The sequence below is a fragment of the Streptomyces fulvorobeus genome (genome assembly GCF_013167895.1).
Lineage (GTDB): Bacteria > Actinomycetota > Actinomycetes > Streptomycetales > Streptomycetaceae > Streptomyces > Streptomyces fulvorobeus.
Map to the genome: position 1 here is coordinate 6262772 of NZ_BLWC01000001.1, position 17754 is coordinate 6280525.

Below are 17754 nucleotides of genomic sequence, written 5' to 3' on the forward strand. Positions count from 1 at the left end.
TGCGCCAGGCCCACCCGGACATGCGCGTCTACAACGACTACGGCCCCACCGAAGCCACCGTGAGCTGCGCGGACTTCGTCCTGGAACCGGGCGACGCACCGCCCCCCGACATCGTGCCGATCGGACGCCCCCTCGCGGGACACCGGCTGTTCGTCCTGGACGAACGCCTGCGCCCGGCGCCCGCCAACGTCCCCGGCGAGCTGTACGTCAGCGGCGTCGGGGTGGCCCGCGGCTATCTGGGCCGGCCGGGGCTGACCGCCGAGCGGTTCGTGGCCTGCCCGTTCGGGGGGCCGGGGGAGCGGATGTACCGCACCGGCGACCTCGCCCGCTGGCGGACCGACGGGAACCTGGAGTACCTCGGCCGCCGCGACGACCAGGTGAAGGTGCGCGGCTTCCGCGTCGAACCGGGCGAGATCGAGACCGCCCTGCTCGACCGCCCGGAGATCAGCCAGGCCGCCGTCGTCCTGCGCGGCGAACGCCTCATCGCCTACGTCGCGGCCCCGCCGGAGCGGTTCGACCCGGACGCGCTCCGTCAGGCGCTGGCGTCCCGGCTGCCCCGGTACATGGTCCCCGCCGCGTTCGTCCGGCTGGACGCCCTGCCGCTGGCTCCGGGAGGCAAGCTCGACCACCGGGCGCTGCCCCAGCCACCGGCGCCCGCCGACGCCCCGCACGGGAGCAGGCCGCCGCGCGACGCGTGGGAAGGCGTGCTGTGCGAGGCGTTCCGCGAGGTGCTGGGGGTCGCGGAGGTCGGGGCCGACGACGACTTCTTCACTCTCGGCGGCGACAGCATCGGCTCCATCCAGCTCGTCGGCCGGGTGCGCGGGGCGGGCGGCCGGATGACCGTCCGCGACGTCTTCGAACAGCGCACGCCCGCCGCCCTGGCGGCCCGCTCGCGCCCCGGCGGCCCGGCGGCCGAGGTGCTCGGTGGCCGGGGGACCGGGCCGGTGGCGCCGACGCCGATCAGCTCCTGGCTGGCCGAGCTGGGCGGCGCGGTCGACGGATACAACCAGTCCATGCTGCTGCGCGTCCCCGCCGAGGCCGACGTGGCCGTCGTGACCGGCGCCCTCCAGGCGCTCCTTGACCACCACGACGCGCTGCGGATGCGGGCCGAACCGGAGGACGGTCACTGGCGGATGGAGATCGCCGAGGCGGGCGCGGTGGACGCGGCCGCCGTGCTGGAGCGGGTGGACGCGGCGGGCGCCGGCCAGGAGGAGCTGGACCGGCTGGTCCGGACGCACTGCGCCGCGGCCCGAGACCGGCTCGCCCCGCGAAAGGGCTCCGTCCTGCGCGCAGTCTGGTTCGACCGGGGACCGGGGGAGCCGGGACACCTCGCGCTCGTCGCCCACCACCTCGTCGTGGACGGCGTCTCCTGGCGCATCCTCACCGCCGACCTCGGCAGCGCGTGGCAGGCCCTCGCCGAGGGCCGGGAACCCCGGCTCGACCCGGTGGGCACCCCGCTGCGGATCTGGGCGGGGCAGCTGGCGGAGCTGGCCGCCGACCCGCGCCGCGCCGAGCGGTGCGCCCACTGGGAGGAGCAGTCGGCGCGGTCCTGGGAGACCGGCCGCCTCGACCCCGCCCTCGACGACCGGAGCACCGAGGAGGCCCATTCCCTCACCCTCCCGGCCGCCGCCACCCGCGCCGTGCTCGGCCCGGTGCCCGCCGCGCTCGGCGTGGGGGTGACCGAAGTCCTGCTCGGGGCGTTCGCCGCCGCCGTGCGGCGCTGGCGTCCTGCGGAGGCCGCGGACGGCGTCACGGTGGATCTGGAGGGCCACGGCCGCGAGGAGGACGTCGTCCCCGGAGCGGACCTCTCCCGCACGGTCGGCTGGTTCACCGCCGCCCACCCGGTCCGGGTGCCCGCCGCCGGGCCCGACGACGACCGGACCGGCGCGCTGCGGGCGCTGGGCGCGATCCTGGACCGGGCGCCGGACGCCGGTCTCGGCTACGGCCTGTTGCGGTACCTCAACCCGCGCACACGGCAACGGCTCGCCTCCCTGCCCGCGCCGCGCTTCGGCTTCAACTATCTCGGCCGGTTCGGCGGTTCGGGCGGTGACCGGAACGAGGCCGACCGGACGCCGGACTGGTCGCCGGTGGGCAGCGGGCTCGCCGGCCAGCCCGCCGGGCTTCCCCTGGCCCACGAGATCGAGGTCACCGCGGTCGCCGCCGAGGGGCCCGAGGGCCCGCGTCTGATCGCCACCTGGTCCTGGGCCGGCCGGCTCCACCGGGAGCGGGAGATCCGCGAACTGGCCGGACTCTGGTTCCGCGAGCTGGAGGAACTCGCTTCCGCCGAACCGCCCCCGGTCGGCCCCCCGCCCTTGTCGGACCCGGCCCCCCTGGTCGACCTCTCCGACGCCGAACTCGACCAGCTCGAAGCAGAGTGGAAGGCCGGCTGATGCGCCGATCCCTACAGGACGTCCTGCCCCTCTCCCCGCTGCAGGAGGGCCTCCTCTTCCACAGCGAGTACGTCGGGGACGAGGCCGTCGACGTCTACACCGTCCAGACCGAGGTGGAGCTGCGCGGACCGCTGGACGTCCCGGCACTGCGCGCGGCCGCCGAGGCCCTGCTGCGCCGCCACGACAACCTGCGGGCCGGCTTCGCGACCCGCGCTCTGAAGGACCCGGTGCAGTTCGTCCCCCGAGAGGTCGAACTTCCCTGGGAGGAGGCCGACCTGCGCGCGGCCGACGACCCGGACGCGGAGGCGGCCCGACGGCTTGAGGAGCACCGCTGGCGCCGTTTCCGGCCCTCCAAGCCGCCGCTGGTGCGGTTCCTGCTGCTGCGTATGGCACACGACCGCTACCGTTTCGCGCTCACCAACCACCACATCCTGTTGGACGGTTGGTCGATGCCGATGCTGCTGCGCGAGCTCATGCTGCTCTACCGCACCGGTGGCGACGCCTCCGCCCTGCCGCCGGTGCGCCGCTACCGGGACTACCTCGCCTGGCTGGGGAGCCGCGACAGCGGGGCCGCGCAGGACGCCTGGCGCGGGGCTCTGGCCGGCCTGGAGGCCCCCACCCTCATCGCCCCGCGGGCCGACCGGGCCGCGGAGGCGCCGAGGTGGCTCGACTTCGCCCTGTCGAAGACGGCCTCCGCCGGTCTGACCGCGGCCGCGCGAGGCGCCGGTCTCACGCTCAACACGGTCGTGCAGGGACTGTGGGCGCTGACCCTGGCCCGCACCACCGGCAGTCAGGACTTGGTGTACGGGGTGGTCGTCTCCGGTCGTCCGCCGGAGCTGGAGGGCGTCGAGTCCATGATCGGCCTGTTCGCCAACACGGTCCCGCTGCGGGCCCGGATGCCCGTCGACGAACCCCTGATCGGTTTCCTGCGGCGGTTGCAGCGCGAGCAGAGCGCGCTCCTGGACCATCAGCACCTACGGCTGGCCGACATCCAGCGCCAAGCCGGCCGGGGCGAGCTGTTCGATTCGGTGATGGCGTTCGAGAACTACCCGGACGGCTCCGCCGAAGAGCCTTCCGACCCGTCCGCCGACGCGCCGGGACGCGTGCGCGTGGTGGCGTCCAAGATGCGCGACGCCATGCACTACCCGCTCGGCCTCCTGGCCTCCCCCGGACCGCCGATGCGCTTTCGCCTGGGCCACCGGCCCAGCGCGGTCACGCCACGCCTGGCGGCCGCCCTGCGCGACCGCCTGCTGCGGCTCGTCGACGCCTTCCTGGCCGCCCCCGACCTGCCCCTGGGCAGGCTCGACGTCCTCGACGACACCGAACGCGCCCTGGTACTGGAGAAGTACAACGACACCGCGCGCGAGGTCGAGGACATCACCGCCACCGAGTTGTTCCTCCGGCAGGCCGCCCGCACCCCCGGCCGGATCGCCGTGGAGACGGCCGAGCGCTCCCTCGACTACGCACGGCTCGCCGACCGCTCCGGCCGGCTGGCCCGCCTGCTGGCGCAGCACGGGGCGCGGGCCGAGCAGTTCGTCGCTCTCGTGCTGCCGCGCTCGCCCGAACTGGTCGAGACCGCGCTCGCGGTGTGGCAGACCGGAGCCGCCTACGTCCCGGTGGACCCCACCCATCCGGCCGACCGGGTGGCCCGGCTGCTGCGGGAGGCCGATCCCGTCCTCACCATCACCACCGCCGACCTGGCCGACCGGCTGCCGGCCGGGCTCCCGCTGCTGGTCCTGGACGCCCCGAGCACCGCCGCCGCCCTCCGGGTCCTGCCCGGCGGCCCGCTGGACCCGGGTGAACTCCCCGCGCCCGTGGGCCCGCAGAACGCCGCGTACGCGATCTACACCTCCGGGTCCACCGGCCGCCCCAAGGGCGTGGTCGCCACCCACTGCTCCCTCGTCGGCTACCTGCTGCGCGGCTCGGACCAGTACCCGTCCGACGGACGCTCCCTGGTGCACTCGCCGGTCTCCTTCGACCTCACCGTCGGCGCCCTGTACGTCCCGCTGATCAGCGGCGGCACGGTGCGCCTCGCCTCCCTGGACGACGAACCGGTCCTGCGCCCCGGCGAGGCGTCCCCCGACTTCGTCAAGGTGACCCCCAGCCACCTGCCCGTCCTCGAAGGACTGCCGGGCGAGGTCAGCCCGACCGGGGCGATCACTTTCGGCGGGGAACAGCTCACCGGCCGCCACCTGCGCCGCTGGCGCGCCGACCACCCGGACGTCACCGTCTACAACGTCTACGGGCCCACCGAGACGACCGTGAACTGCTCCGAGCACCGCATCGCCCCCCGCGATCCGGTCGGCGACGGGCCGGTCCCCATCGGACGGCCGCTGTGGAACACCCGCCTGTTCGTCCTGGGCCCCGGCCTCGCACCGGTGCCGGTCGGCGTTCCTGGCGAGCTGTACGTCGCCGGCGCCGGCCTGGCCCGCGGCTACCTCCGCGACCCGGGCAGGACCGCCGAACGCTTCGTCGCCTGCCCCTACGCCGTCGGGGAGCGGATGTACCGGACCGGTGACCTCGTCCGCTGGAACGAGGACGGCCTGCTGGAGTACCTGGGCAGGGTGGACGACCAGATCAGCCTGCGCGGCTTCCGGGTGGAACCCGGCGAGGTGGAGGCGGCGCTGGCGGCCCACCCCGCGGTCCGCCGCGCCGCCGTGGTGCTGCGGGAGGACACGCCCGGCGACGCCCGACTGGTCGCCTACGCCGTCCCCACCGAGCCGGAAGGACCACAGAGCACGCCGCCCTCAGCGCCCCCGATGCCCACCGAGCAGATCCTGGAGCACCTGCGCCGGACCCTGCCGCCCTACATGGTCCCCGCGCACCTGATGGAGCTGCCCGCGCTGCCCGTCACGCCCCACGGCAAGATCGACCGGGCCGCGCTGCCGGAGCCCTCCGTCGCCGGCGCCCCGGCCGGGGAGCGCCCCGCTCCCCCGTGAGGAGATCCTGTGCGGCATCTTCGCCGACGTTCTGCGGCGCCCGCAGGTCTCCATCGACGACGACTTCTTCGCCCTGGGCGGGCACTCCCTGCTGGCCACCCGCCTGGCCAGCAGGGTGCGGGCGGCCCTGGACGCGGAGATGCCGGTGCGCCGCCTCTTCGAACACCCCACGGTGCGCTCCCTGTCCGCACTGCTGGACTCCCACGACGGCAGACGCCCACCGGTGACGCCCGCGCCGCGACCGGAGCACGTCCCGCTCTCCTACGCCCAGCAGCGGCTGTGGATCATGCACCGGCTCACCGGCCCCGACGCCACGTACAACATCCACCGGGCGCTGCGGCTCGACGGCGATCTCGACGTCCCGGCGCTGGAGGCCGCGCTCCAAGACGTGACCGAACGGCACGAGACGCTGCGCACCGTCTTCCCCGAGGGCGCCGAGGGCCCCTACCAGAAGGTGCTCCCGGCCCGACGAGCGGCCGGAACCCTCACCGTCCTCCCGGTCGCCGGCCAGGAGGTGGACCGCACCCTCGCCGAGCTGGCGGCCCACCGTTTCGACCTGGAGTCCGAACCGCCGATGCGCGCCTGGCTGCTGGAGAGCGGTCCGCGCAGCCGGGTCCTCGTGCTGGTGCTCCACCACATCGCCAGCGACGGCTGGTCGGGCAGGCGACTCCTGCGCGACCTGTTCACCGCCTACACCGCGCGCCGCGCGGGCCGGGCCCCCCAGTGGCGGCCGCTGCCGGTGCAGTACGCGGACTACGCCCTGTGGCAACGGCGCTACCTCGGCGACCCCGCTGACCCCGCCAGCCCCGCAGCCGTCCAACTGGACTACTGGGAGAAGCAGTTGGCAGGGCTTCCCCAGGAGTTGCGGCTGCCCGCCGATCGGCCGCGACCGGCCCGCCCGACCCGCACCGGAGGCCAGGTCTGGCTGACGCTCCCGGCGACCGTCCACTCCGCCGTGGCCGATCTGGCCAGAACCTGCCGGGCCAGCGTGTTCATGGTCGTCCAGGCCGCCGTCGCCGCCTTCCTCACCCGGATGGGCGCCGGGGAGGACATCCCCATCGGCGCCCCGGTCGCCGGGCGCACCGACGAAGCGGTGGAGGAGCTGGTCGGATTCTTCGTCAGCACCCTGGTCCTGCGGACCGACACCTCCGGCGACCCCACGTTCACCGAACTCGTCGGTCGGGTCCGCGAGACCGCGCTGGCCGCCTACGCCCACCAGGACCTGCCCTTCGAGCAGTTGGTGGAGCGCCTGAGCCCGACCCGTTCCCTCGGCCGGCACCCCCTCTTCCAGGTCGCCCTGTCCTGCAACAACACCGAGGAGCAGATGGCGCGCCAGGGCGGCCGCCCCCCTGGACTCACCGTCACACCGCACCAGGTGGAGACCGCCCGCTCGAAGTTCGACCTGATGTTCACCTTCCTGGAGAGCCACGGGGAGGACGGGCAGCCCAGCGGCATCGAGACCGCTCTCGAATACAGCGCCGACCTCTTCGACCGGGAGACCGCGCAGAGCCTGCTCGACCGCTTCGGCCGGATGCTGGCGATCTGGGCGGCGGAACCGGCCGACACCATCGGCGCACGAGAACTCCTCGCGGCCGACGAGCGGCACACGGTGGTCACCGAATGGAACGCCACCCGGCGCGCGGGCCTGGTCGCGACACTGCCGCGGATGTTCCAGGAGCAGGTCGCCCGTACCCCGCACGCCACAGCCCTCGAACACGCCGGCCAGGCACTGACGTACGCCGAACTCAACGCCCGGGCCAACCGGCTGGCCGGAGTGCTGGTGCGGCGCGGCATCCGCCCCGAAGACCGCGTCGCCACGCTGATGTCGCGCTCCCCCGGGCAGATCACCGCCCTGCTGGCCATCGCCAAGGCCGGCGGCGCCGCCGTACCGGTGGACCCCGGCCACCCCGAGCAGCGCATCGCCTTCATGCTGCGCGACAGCGCCTGCGCCCTGGTCCTGGCAGGCGACCCGTACGCGGCGGGACGCGAGGAGATCGCCGGCGTCCCGGTCCTCGTCCCCGACGACGAACCGGCCCAGGAGCCGGCCACCGACCTCGCCGACGGCGACCGCAACGCCCCCCTCACCGCCGGCAACGCCGCGTACGTCGTCTACACCTCCGGCTCCACCGGCCGCCCCAAGGGCGTGGTGACCGAACACCGCGGCCTGCTGTCACTGGCCACGGCGCAGCGCGAGCGGTACCCGGTGGAGCCCGGCAGCCGCGTGCTGCAACTCGCCTCGCCGTCCTTCGACGGCGCCGTACTGGAACTGCTCATGGCCCTCACCACCGGGGGAACCCTCGTCCTGCCCGACGGCCCCCTCCTCGCCGGGCAACCGCTCGCCGAGATGCTGGCCGAGCACCGCATCAGCCACGCCTTCATCCCCCCGGCGGTGCTGAGCGGCCTCCCCTCCGAAGGGCTGGACGGCCTGCGCTGCCTCGCCGTCGGCGGCGAGGCGGTCACCGCCCCCCTCGTGGACCGCTGGGCCCGCGGCCGGCGCATGCTCGACGTCTACGGCCCCACCGAGACCACCGCGGTCACCCTGACCAGTGAGGCCCTGACTCCCGGCGGCCCGCCGCCCGCCATCGGCACCCCCGTGCCCAACACCAGGGCCTATGTGCTCGACGACCGGCTGCGACCCGTCCCGCCCGGGGTGATGGGCGAGCTGTACCTGGCCGGCGCGTCACTGGCGCGCGGCTACGGCGGCCGTCCGGCGCTCACCGCGAGCCGGTACGTCGGCTGCCCGTTCGGAGAGCCGGGGGAGCGGATGTACCGCACCGGCGACCTGGCGCGCCGGGACCGGGAGGGTCGCGTCCACCACATGGGCCGCACCGACGAGCAGATCAAGCTGCGCGGCTTCCGCGTCGAGCCCGGTGAGATCCGGGCCCGGCTCACCGACCACCCGGCCGTGCGCGAGGCGGCGGTCGTCCTGCGGGAGGACGGGCCGGGCGGACGCGCGCTGGTGGCCTACGTGGTACCGGCCGACGGCCCGCCCCGCCCCACCGCGACCCGACTGCGCGCACACCTGACCGCCCTCCTGCCGCCCTACATGGTGCCCGCCGCCTTCCTGGTGCTGGACGCCCTGCCGACCACCGCCAACGGCAAGCTCGACCGGGACGCCCTGCCCGCGCCGGAACCACTCGCCGAAGAGGCCGGGCGGCCGCCGCGCGATGAACGCGAGGCCGCCCTGTGCGAGGTGTTCGCCGAGGTGCTGGAGCGCACGTCGGTCGGCGCCGACGACGGGTTCTTCGAGAACGGCGGGCACTCGCTGCTCGCCGTCCGGCTGGTCGCACGGGTCCGTGAGCGCCTGGGTGTGCCCCTGGCCGCACGGGACCTGTTCGAGGCGCCGACCCCGGCCGCCCTGGCCGCACGCATAGGCCGGGGCGCCGAGCGCCGCGCCCCGGCGCCCCTGCTCACCCTGCGGGGCCGGGGCGACCAGCCGCCCTTGTTCTGCGTCCACCCGGCCGTCGGTCTGGGATGGGCGTACGCGAGTCTCCTGCCGTGGCTCCCCGCCGACGTCCCCGTCCACGCGCTGCAGGCCCGCACGCCCGCGGACGGTGCCGGTCTGCCGGGGAGTGTCGAGGAGATGGCCGACGACTACGTCCGGCTGATCCGCCGCGTCCGGCCGCACGGCCCCTACCGGCTGCTCGGCTGGTCGCTGGGGGCCCACGTGGCCCACACCGCGGCGGGCCTGCTGGAGCGCGACGGGCAGCGGGTGGACCTGCTCGCCATGCTGGACGCCTACCCACCCCATCGCACCGGGGACCCCGGCGGACGGGCCGACGGGTCCGAGGCCGAGATCGTGGCGGCCAACCTGCGCGAGTCGGGGTTCGCGTGGGAGGAGGCCGACCAGCGCGCGGGACGCTTCCCGCTGGAGCGGTTCCGCGCCCATCTGCGCCGCGTGGACAGCTCGCTCGGCCACCTCGACGACGCCGAACTGACGGCGGCCAAGGACGTCTACGTCAACAACGTCCGGCTCATGCGCTCCTTCACCCCCGGCCGTGTCCGCTGCGGAATCGTCCTGATGACCGCGGAACGCACCCGCGGCCTCGACCCCGCGGCGTGGGAGGCGCACACCGACGGAGGCGTCGAGGTGCACCGGCTGGACGCCGCCCACATGTCCATGCTCACCGAACCGACGTCGGTCGCCGAAGCCGGCCGCGTCCTGACCCGCCGACTGGACTCCCTTCGGGGAGCCACCACGAAGAAACGAGAGGTATGACGATGACCAACCCCTTCGACGACACCGAGGGCGCCTTCCACGTCCTGGTCAACGACGAGAACCAGCACTCGCTGTGGCCCCACTTCGTCGAGATCCCCGCGGGCTGGCGGGCCGTGGTGCGCGAGCGCCCGCGCCAGGAGTGCCTGGACTACATCGAGGCGAACTGGACCGACATGCGCCCCCAGAGCCTCATCGAGGCCATGGAGGCCCACGAGAAGTCCGCGGGCGCGACCAAGTGACCTCGGGGGCGCGGGCGGGCGGCCCGGTACAGGGACCCCGCCCGCCCGCGCCCCCCGCGCCCGTTCACCGACCCCGGTCCCGAAGACCGCCGACGAACTGCGAGGAAGCCTGGATGCTGGCACGGATCAACGGGATCGACCTGGATCACGCACGCACCGGCAGCGGTCCCCCGTCCTCCTGATCATGGGGAGCGGCGCCGCCGGAACGAGTTGGCACCTGCACCAGGTGCCCGCGCTGGTCGCCGCGGGTTTCGAGGCCGTCACGTTCACCAACCGGGGCATCGCCCCCAGCGGCGGGGGCCCCGGTTTCACCCTCCAGGACATGGCCGCCGACACCATCGGCCTGATCGAGCGCCTCGGACTGGGCCCGTGCGCGGTCGTGGGGACGTCTCTGGGGGCCAGGGTCGCGCTCGAGGTCGCCCGTCTCCGCCCCGACCTGGTCTCCCGGTGTGTCCTGATGGCGCCGCGGTCCCGCGCGGACCGGATGAGGGCCGCCGCGACCGCCGCCGAGATCGATCTCGACGTCAGCGGCGTCACCGTGCCGCCCCGCTACCGGGCGGTGGTGCGGGCCATGCAGAACCTCTCGCCCAGGACGCTCGCGGACGACGAGCGGATCACCGACTGGCTCGACCTGTTCGAGCTGACGGCGACCGCGGGCCCCGGTGTCCGTACCCAGAGGGAGATCAGCGCCGCCGACGACCACGGGGAGGACCTGGCCCGGATCACAGCCCCCTGCCGGGTGATCGCCTTCGCCGACGACATCGTGGCGCCGGCGCACCTGGCCAAGGAGATCGCCGACGCCCTGCCCACAGCCGACTACCACGTGGTGCCCGACTGCGGCCACTACGGCTACCTCGAACAGCCCGACATGGTCAACCGGTTCATCACCCAATTCCTCGACGCATGAAAGAGCCCCTCCATGGAACCGACCACCCCCTGGCGGCCCGCCGCGATCAGCCCGGACAGCCACGCGCTGCCCGCCACCGCCGACGCCCTGGCCGGCTTCCTCCAGGACTCCGCGCGCACCGACGAACTCCTGGCCGCCCACAAAGTGCTGGTCCTGAGCGGCTTCGGCGTGAGCCCTGAGGAGCTGGAGAAGATCATGCCGCTCCTGCTCCCGGACCGCCTGCCCTACGTCTTCGGCAACTCGCCCCGCACCAAGGTCGGCCACAACGTGTACACCTCCACGGAGTACCCGGCTGAGCTCACCATCTCGATGCACAGCGAGATGTCCTACGCCGCGAAGTGGCCGGCCCGGCTGCTCTTCTACTGCGAGCGGGCGGCCGGCAGCGGCGGCGCGACACCGGTGGTGGACAACGCCACCTGGTACCGGGCACTGGACCAGGACGTCCGCGACGCCTTCGCGGGCGGCCTGCGCTACACCCAGAACCTCCACGGGGGACGCGGGCTCGGCAAGAGCTGGCAGGACACCTTCGAGACGCAGGACCGCTCGGAGGTCGAGGACTACCTCTCCCGCACCGACGCCACCTGGCAGTGGAACGCCCGCAACGGACTGCGCGTCAGCCACGTGCGGCCCGCGACGATCGAGCACTCCGCCACCGGCGAGCGGCTGTGGTTCAACCAGAGCGACCAGTGGCATCCGGCCACGCTCGGCGACGAGGCCGCCGCCGCGCTGCTGGGGATGCTTCCCCCGGAAGAACTGCCCCAGTCGGTGGCCTTCGCGGACGGTACCCCGATACCCGCCGACCACGTACGCCAGGTACGCGACCGCGGCCTCGAGCACGCCGTGGACAACGACTGGCGGCCCGGCGACCTCATGCTCGTCGACAACGTCCAGGCGGCCCACGGCCGCAGGCCCTTCACCGGCGACCGCCGCATCCTGGTCGCCATGTCGGACTAGGGCCTGCCTTCCGGACCATGCCGGGCCTGCTCCCACCGTCACAGACAACCGCCGCCCACCCCACAGGAAGGCCGCCGATGACCATCGCCCTCGCCGAGGTGGCAGGTCTGAACAAGCATGAGACCGAGTTCCTCTACGACGAGATCTTCACCCGCCGCGCCTACCTGCCCGAGGCCCTGCACCTGCCCGAGGACCCCGTGGTCTTCGACGTCGGGGCCAACATCGGAATGTTCACCCTCTTCGTGCGCTCCGAGAGACCAGGTGCCACGGTCCACTCCTTCGAACCGGTCCCCCAGGTGTACAACCTCCTGCGCCGCAACCGGGAGCGCCACGCGGTGGCAGGGCTCGCCCACCCCTACGGCCTCGCCGAGGCGGAACAGGAGGTCGAGTTCACCCACTATCCGGGCTACTCGACCATGTCCACGCGCAGCACCCTGGCGGACACCGAGGCGGAACGGGCTTTCGTCCGGGGACAGGTGCGGACCGACCACCTGCCCGAGGCCGAGCGGATGCTGGACGAGCTCCTCGCCTTCCGGTTCCGGGAGGAGAAGGTGAGCTGCCGGCTCCGCCCGCTCTCCGCGGTCCTCGACGAGCACCCCGTGGACCGGATCGACCTGCTGAAGATCGACGTTCAGCGCGGTGAGCAGGAGGTGCTGCGGGGCCTGGCGGAGCGGCACTGGCCACTGGTCCGCCAGATCGCCATGGAGGTCCACGACAGCCCCGACAGCAACACCGCCGGCCGGCTGCGAGCGGTGTCCGACGAGCTGGAGCGGCGCGGGTTCAGCGTCCTGACCGAGCAGGAGGACCGGTACGCGGGCAGCGACCGCCACAGCGTGTTCGCCGTCGCGGAGCCCTGTCGCGGCTGAGGTACGCCCCCGCCCGGCCGCCCCTCGCAGATCCGAACCGAACGGTTCCCCACCCCCGGAGAAACAGCATGAACCCCGAGAACAGCTTCACCCTGTCCGACGCCGAACGCGGCGACGTGGCGGCCCTGGCCCAGGAGTTGACGCGCACGCCCCCCGGCCTCGTGGACGAACGGGAATGGCTCGACCGGTGCCGCACCGCCTCCTGCCACCTGCCCGCCCGCCTCCAGGACCGGCTCCGCGCCTTCCGGCACGACCCCGGCCCCACCGGCAGACTGCTCCTGCGCAACCTCCCCGCCGCCGACGGTGTGCCGGCCACTCCGCAGGAGGCCGACTCCGTGGAGCGCAGGGCCACCCTGAGCGCCTCCGTGCTGTGTGCCCTGTCCATGGCACTGGGCGACGTCATCGCCTACCGCAACGAGAAACAGGGGGCGCTCGTGCAGAACGTGGTGCCCGTGCCCGGCCGGGAGGGCCAGCAGTCCAACGCCGGCTCCGTCCCGCTGGAGATGCACACCGAGAACGCCTTCCACCCCCACCGCCCCGACTACGTCGGCCTGTTCTGCGTCCGCGGCGACCACGACCGGGCCGCCGGCCTGCGGGTCGCCTCCGTCCGCGCCGCGATGGACCACCTGGACGCCGGGACAGTCGAAACGCTGCGGCGCCCCCTGTTCACCACCGAGCCGCCCCCTTCCTTCGGGCGGCCGGACAGCGCGACCAAGCCGCACGCCGTGCTCACCGGTGACGCGGAGGACCCGGACATCCGCGTCGACTTCCACGCCACCCACACGAGCGACCCCTGGGGCAGGCAGGCCATGGACGCCCTGGCGGACGCCGCCCGCGCCGTCTCCGAGGAACTCGTCCTGGACACGGCCGACCTGGTGTACGTGGACAACCGCGTCGCGCTGCACGGGCGTAGTGCCTTCGTCCCGCGCTACGACGGCCAGGACCGCTGGCTCCAGCGCACCTTCGTCCACCTGGACCACCGGCGGTCCCGCGCCGTGCGCGCGCAGCACGGGCGCGTGCTGAGCTGATGGCGGCGGACCAGGTGATCCACGCCACCGGCCTGCGCAAGCGCTTCGGCACGGTCCAGGCCCTCGACGGCGTGGACCTGACGGTGGCACGCGGGGAGATCATGGGCCTCCTGGGCCACAACGGGGCGGGCAAGACCACCCTCGTCAACATCCTTTCCACCCTCACGCCCCCACGTCGGGCACCGCCTCGGTCACCGGCTTCGACGTGGTCGGTCGCCCCGAGGAGGTCCGTCGGCGCATCGGGGTCACCGGGCAGTTCGCCGCTCTCGACGAGCAGCTCTCCGGATACGACAACCTCGTCCTGGTGGCCCGGCTGTGCGGAGCCTCCAAGGCGCAGGCCGTCGGCCGGGCCGACGAGCTGCTGGAGGTGTTCGGCCTCCGTGCAGCCGCGGGGCGTAGGGCGGTGTCGTATTCCGGAGGGATGCGTCGTCGGTTGGATCTGGCGCTGGGGCTGGTCGGGTCTCCTGATGTCCTGTTCCTGGACGAGCCGTCTGTGGGGTTGGACCTGCCCAGCCGTCTCGGGTTGTGGGAGATGGTGCAGGGGCTGACACGGGAAGGTACGGCGGTTCTGCTGACGACGCAGTATCTGGAGGAGGCCGACCGGCTCGCCGATCGGATCACTGTCCTGGGGACGGGCAGGGTTCTGGTTTCCGGTACGGCGGTGGAGTTGAAGGCACAGACCGGTAGCGGTTCCATCTCGCTGAGGGTCGGGCCACAGGGGGACAGGGCCGTGGCCGCCGAGGCTCTGCGCCGGGCCGGTTTCCCGCCGGGCGTGGAGGGTGAGCCCAGTGAGCTGACCGTGCCGGCGGGGCATTCGGCGGATCTGGCCGTCGTGATCCGGGTGCTGGACGCCGTGGGGCAGAACGTGAGCGAGATCCGCTACGCGGAGCCCTCTCTGGACGACGTCTACCTCGCTTTCACCGCTACGGCCCCCGGCACCCGCGCCCCGGCGGCGGGTGCCATCGGCCGTCCTGCTGCCCCCGCTCCGGCGCGTACAGCCCACCGGAGCACCACCCCGGAGGCCGAACGGCGTACCGGCGACACCCCGGAGACCCCGTGAACGTACCTGTGACGACGGCGCCCTTGGCCGAGCCCGCAGCGGGAGCGCGCGTACCGCGCTGGAGACCGGCGGGGAGGGCCGCGCAACTCCGGGTCCTCACAGCACGCCAGATCCGCCTGGTCTACGCGGACCGCAGGGTGGTGCTGTTCAGCGTGGCGCAGCCGGTGGTGATGCTGCTGCTGATCAGCCAGGTCTTCGGTAGCCTCGCGGACCGTTCGATCCTTCCGCGAGGGGTGTCCTACATCGAGTTCTTGCTGCCCGCTCTCCTCGTCACCACCGGGCTCGGCACCTCGCAGTCCGCGGGGGTGGGGCTGGTGCGGGACATGGAAGGCGGGATGGTACGCCGCTTCCGTGTCCTGCCGTTGTCACTGCCGCTGGTGCTCGTGGCGCGTTCGATCGCCGATCTGACGCGCTCGGGGATGCAGTTGCTGGTCCTGGTCATCGGGGGCCATCTGCTGTTCGGCTACCGGGCCGGGGGAGGCGTGGGAGGTCTGGCGGCGGCGTTGCTGCTGTCCACGGTGGTGATCTGGTCCCTGATCTGGATCTTCATCGCGCTCGCCGCGTGGCTGCGGAAGGTGGAGGTGCTGTCCAGCATCGGCTTCTTCGTCAACTTCCCGCTCATGTTCGCTTCCAGCGCGTTCGTACCGGTCGATGTGCTGCCCGGCTGGCTGGCGGCCGTCGCCACCGTCAATCCGGTGAGCTATGCCGTGGGGGCGTCGCGGAGCCTCGCCCTGGGAGGGCAGGTCGGGAGCGAGGTGCCCGCAGCGCTGTGCGCGGCCCTGGGCCTGATGGCGGCGATGATGGTCCTCGCCGCGCGCGGTTTCCGCCGCCCGCCCGACGAGTGACCGCGACGACTCGCCGACGGTCCGTGCCACCTCGGGCGAGCGGCATGGGACGACGCGACGCACGGTCAAGAGCTGCGGCGGCGGTGCCTGCGCCGCCACCACACGGCCGCGAGCGAGAGAGCGGCCGCTACGCCCAGCAGGGCCCACAGGATGGTGGAGAGCAGGCTCTCGGCCTCGCGCAGGGAGGCCGAGACCAGCGTTCCCGCGGACACGTAGAGCGCGGACCACATCGCGGCTCCGGCGAGGGAGGCGGGCAGGAAGCGGAGGTAGCGTACGGAGCCGACTCCGGCTGTCGCGGGGGTGAGGGTGCGCACCACGGGCAGCAGCCGCGTCAGGAAGACGGCGCTGGCCCCGTACCGGTGGCAGAGTTCCTGGGCACGGTCCCAATGGTGCTGCCCGATCCGGCGTACCAGGCGGGTCTCCCGCATGCGCTGCCCGTAGCGGATGCCGAGGAAGTAGCCGATGTGGTCGCCGGCCGAGCTGCTGATCGTGACGACGAGGAAGAGGGCCAGCAGCGGGCGGGTCCCTTCGGTTCCGGCGCTCAGGGCGAGGACCGCTACTTCGCCGGGGACGACCATGCCGGCCCCGAGGCCGGATTCGGCGAACGCGAACGCCGAGGCCAGGGCCAATCTGGCGACCGGGCTCATCTCCGACACCGCTGCCAGCAGATCGTTCAGCAGATCGCTCAACCAAGACATGGCAGCCCCGCTCCGCCTCTCCTCGCTCGTGGAGCCCTCCCGGCGGCGCCCCTGAAATCCCGCGCCCTTCTTCGAGAACCCACCGAATGGAACAGGGAAACGACTTCCCCGTTTCACCGGGCCCATCCCCGGCCGACCGGTACAGGGCGTGGAGAAGGGCGAAGGGACGCCAATCTACCAGGGAACCGCCGCCGGATGGCGGGGCACGGCGGACGCGCCGATCGAAGGCGAAGGGGAGTGCGATTCAGCGACCGGAGTAGACAGGAAGGGGAATTTCGGGGAATGTCCGTCTGAATCGGAGGTGAGTAATAGAAACGACTCTCCATCACGACACGAAGTGAACACCTTCACAGCGAGGGCGCCGCGCGACCAGCCCTGGGGGATCGCCCCGCGCGTGAGCACCCTTGACGCGGGATCAGCGCCCTGAAAGGGTGCGACGGTGAAACCGCGGACCGGACTGGTCAAGCGCCGTTCATGGGTTGCGGAGGGTGAAAACCCTGCATACGGAACGACCAGTCGTCCACGATGAGAACCATCGACTGACCGGATTGGTGGAAATGCAGACGGATGCACCGGTGGGAACGGACGCCTACTTACCGTCCCTGACTCTCGAAAATTATCTGCGCGATACAGTCCCGGCCCACCCGGTCCTGAAATCGTCGGTGGATTTCGGCCGCCCAGGCGCCGACAAAGCGCTCAGAGCGCTGGCCGCGACGACCACGGAATTCGATTCCGACGACACCGGACGCGGCGACTCCTATCGCAGGGCCCAGCAGGACTCCTCCGTCCGCTGGAAGGGAATGCGACAGCTGCTCGAACTGGCCGTCCCCTCCGGCGAGACGCCCGACACGGCCGCCCCCCGCACCGTCCTCGACGTCCTGGGCGGGGATGGAACCATCGCCCGCGCCGTCCACGAAAACGCCCCCGACCTGCGCGACCGCGTCCACATCCTCACCGGCGACCTCTCGGGGGACATGGTCGAACAAGCCCTCGCCCAGGGCCTGGCCGCCATCCGGCAAGCCGCGGACCACCTCTTCCTCGCCGACGGCACCATGGACGCGGCACTGCTCGCCTACGGAACCCACCACATCGCGCCGCAGGACAGGCTCGACGCCGTCACCGAGGCCCTGCGCGTCGTCAAGGACGGCGGCCACGTGGTCCTGCACGACTTCGACGACACCAGCCCCATGGCACGGTTCTTCACCGACATCGTGCACCCCCACACCACAGCCGGCCACGACTATCGCCACTTCTCCCGCGGCCCCCTGGCCGAACTCTTCGACGAAGCGGGCACACCGGCCCGCGTCGTCGACCTGTACGACCCCCTCGTCGTCCGCGGCAAGACGCAGGAAGAGGTGCGCCGCCGCATGTGCGCGTACGTGGCCGACATGTACGGAGTCGGCGCGTTCTTCGCGACCCTGGGCGGAACCGACGCTTGCTGGCAACTCCTGGAGCAGTACTTCCAGCACGAGACGTACCTGGCGACCCTGCCCGAGAAGACCGACTTCACACCGGGGCCCGTCGTCTACCGCTCCGAGGATGCCTTCGTCGCCGAGATACCGCGCGCGGCAATCGTCGCCGTCGCCCACAAACCACCCGCCTGACACAC

The 17754-nt window shown here is 73.0% G+C and carries 11 protein-coding genes and 2 pseudogenes; 12 read left to right on the forward strand and 1 reads right to left on the reverse strand.

Annotation, left to right across the window (positions count from 1 at the left end; genetic code table 11):
* The first annotated feature begins 20 nt into the window (after window positions 1–20).
* From Sfulv_RS30940 to Sfulv_RS28310, 11 genes and pseudogenes are all read left to right on the forward strand, one after another.
* Window positions 21–2390, forward strand: a complete 2370-nt coding sequence (locus Sfulv_RS30940) for a condensation domain-containing protein (RefSeq protein ID WP_256669167.1) — start codon at window positions 21–23, stop codon at window positions 2388–2390.
* Window positions 2390–5329: a non-ribosomal peptide synthetase gene (locus Sfulv_RS28270; RefSeq protein ID WP_173317254.1), complete on the forward strand. Its 2940-nt coding sequence runs from the start codon at window positions 2390–2392 to the stop codon at window positions 5327–5329. Before Sfulv_RS30940 ends, Sfulv_RS28270 begins: the two co-directional genes overlap by 1 nt.
* Before the next feature lie 52 nt (window positions 5330–5381).
* A pseudogene (locus Sfulv_RS31760) lies at window positions 5382–5465 on the forward strand (phosphopantetheine-binding protein); the annotation flags it as partial.
* Between the two features lie 3 nt (window positions 5466–5468).
* Window positions 5469–9548 (forward strand): non-ribosomal peptide synthetase, encoded by a 4080-nt coding sequence (locus Sfulv_RS29900; protein ID WP_503827471.1) that lies wholly within the window; start codon window positions 5469–5471, stop codon window positions 9546–9548.
* Window positions 9549–9550: 2 nt separating this feature from the next.
* Window positions 9551–9787, forward strand: coding sequence for an MbtH family protein (locus Sfulv_RS28280; RefSeq protein ID WP_173318288.1), 237 nt, complete (start codon window positions 9551–9553; stop codon window positions 9785–9787).
* A 184-nt stretch (window positions 9788–9971) separates the two neighbouring features.
* On the forward strand, window positions 9972–10694 hold the full coding sequence (locus Sfulv_RS28285; protein ID WP_173317255.1) for an alpha/beta fold hydrolase: 723 nt from the start codon (window positions 9972–9974) through the stop codon (window positions 10692–10694).
* A 12-nt stretch (window positions 10695–10706) separates the two neighbouring features.
* Entirely contained in the window at window positions 10707–11648 is a 942-nt protein-coding gene (locus Sfulv_RS28290; protein WP_173317256.1) for a TauD/TfdA family dioxygenase, read from the forward strand.
* Window positions 11649–11725: 77 nt separating this feature from the next.
* A complete protein-coding gene (locus Sfulv_RS28295; protein ID WP_173317257.1) occupies window positions 11726–12514 on the forward strand; it encodes an FkbM family methyltransferase in 789 nt (262 codons plus the stop codon).
* Window positions 12515–12582: 68 nt separating this feature from the next.
* Entirely contained in the window at window positions 12583–13542 is a 960-nt protein-coding gene (locus Sfulv_RS28300) for a TauD/TfdA family dioxygenase (protein WP_173317258.1), read from the forward strand.
* A pseudogene (locus Sfulv_RS28305) lies at window positions 13542–14602 on the forward strand (ABC transporter ATP-binding protein). The gene Sfulv_RS28300 and the pseudogene Sfulv_RS28305 overlap by 1 nt, the downstream one beginning before the upstream one ends.
* On the forward strand, window positions 14599–15447 hold the full coding sequence (locus tag Sfulv_RS28310) for an ABC transporter permease (protein WP_256669169.1): 849 nt from the start codon (window positions 14599–14601) through the stop codon (window positions 15445–15447). Before Sfulv_RS28305 ends, Sfulv_RS28310 begins: the two are co-directional and overlap by 4 nt.
* 65 nt (window positions 15448–15512) lie before the next feature.
* Here Sfulv_RS28310 and Sfulv_RS28315 read toward each other — a convergent pair whose 3' ends face one another.
* Window positions 15513–16145, reverse strand: coding sequence for a DedA family protein (locus Sfulv_RS28315; protein ID WP_173317259.1), 633 nt, complete (start codon window positions 16143–16145; stop codon window positions 15513–15515).
* 557 nt (window positions 16146–16702) lie between these two features.
* Between Sfulv_RS28315 and Sfulv_RS28320 the strand changes: the two genes are divergently transcribed.
* Window positions 16703–17749, forward strand: a complete 1047-nt coding sequence (locus tag Sfulv_RS28320) for a class I SAM-dependent methyltransferase (RefSeq protein WP_173317260.1) — start codon at window positions 16703–16705, stop codon at window positions 17747–17749.
* Window positions 17750–17754 lie beyond the last annotated feature (5 nt).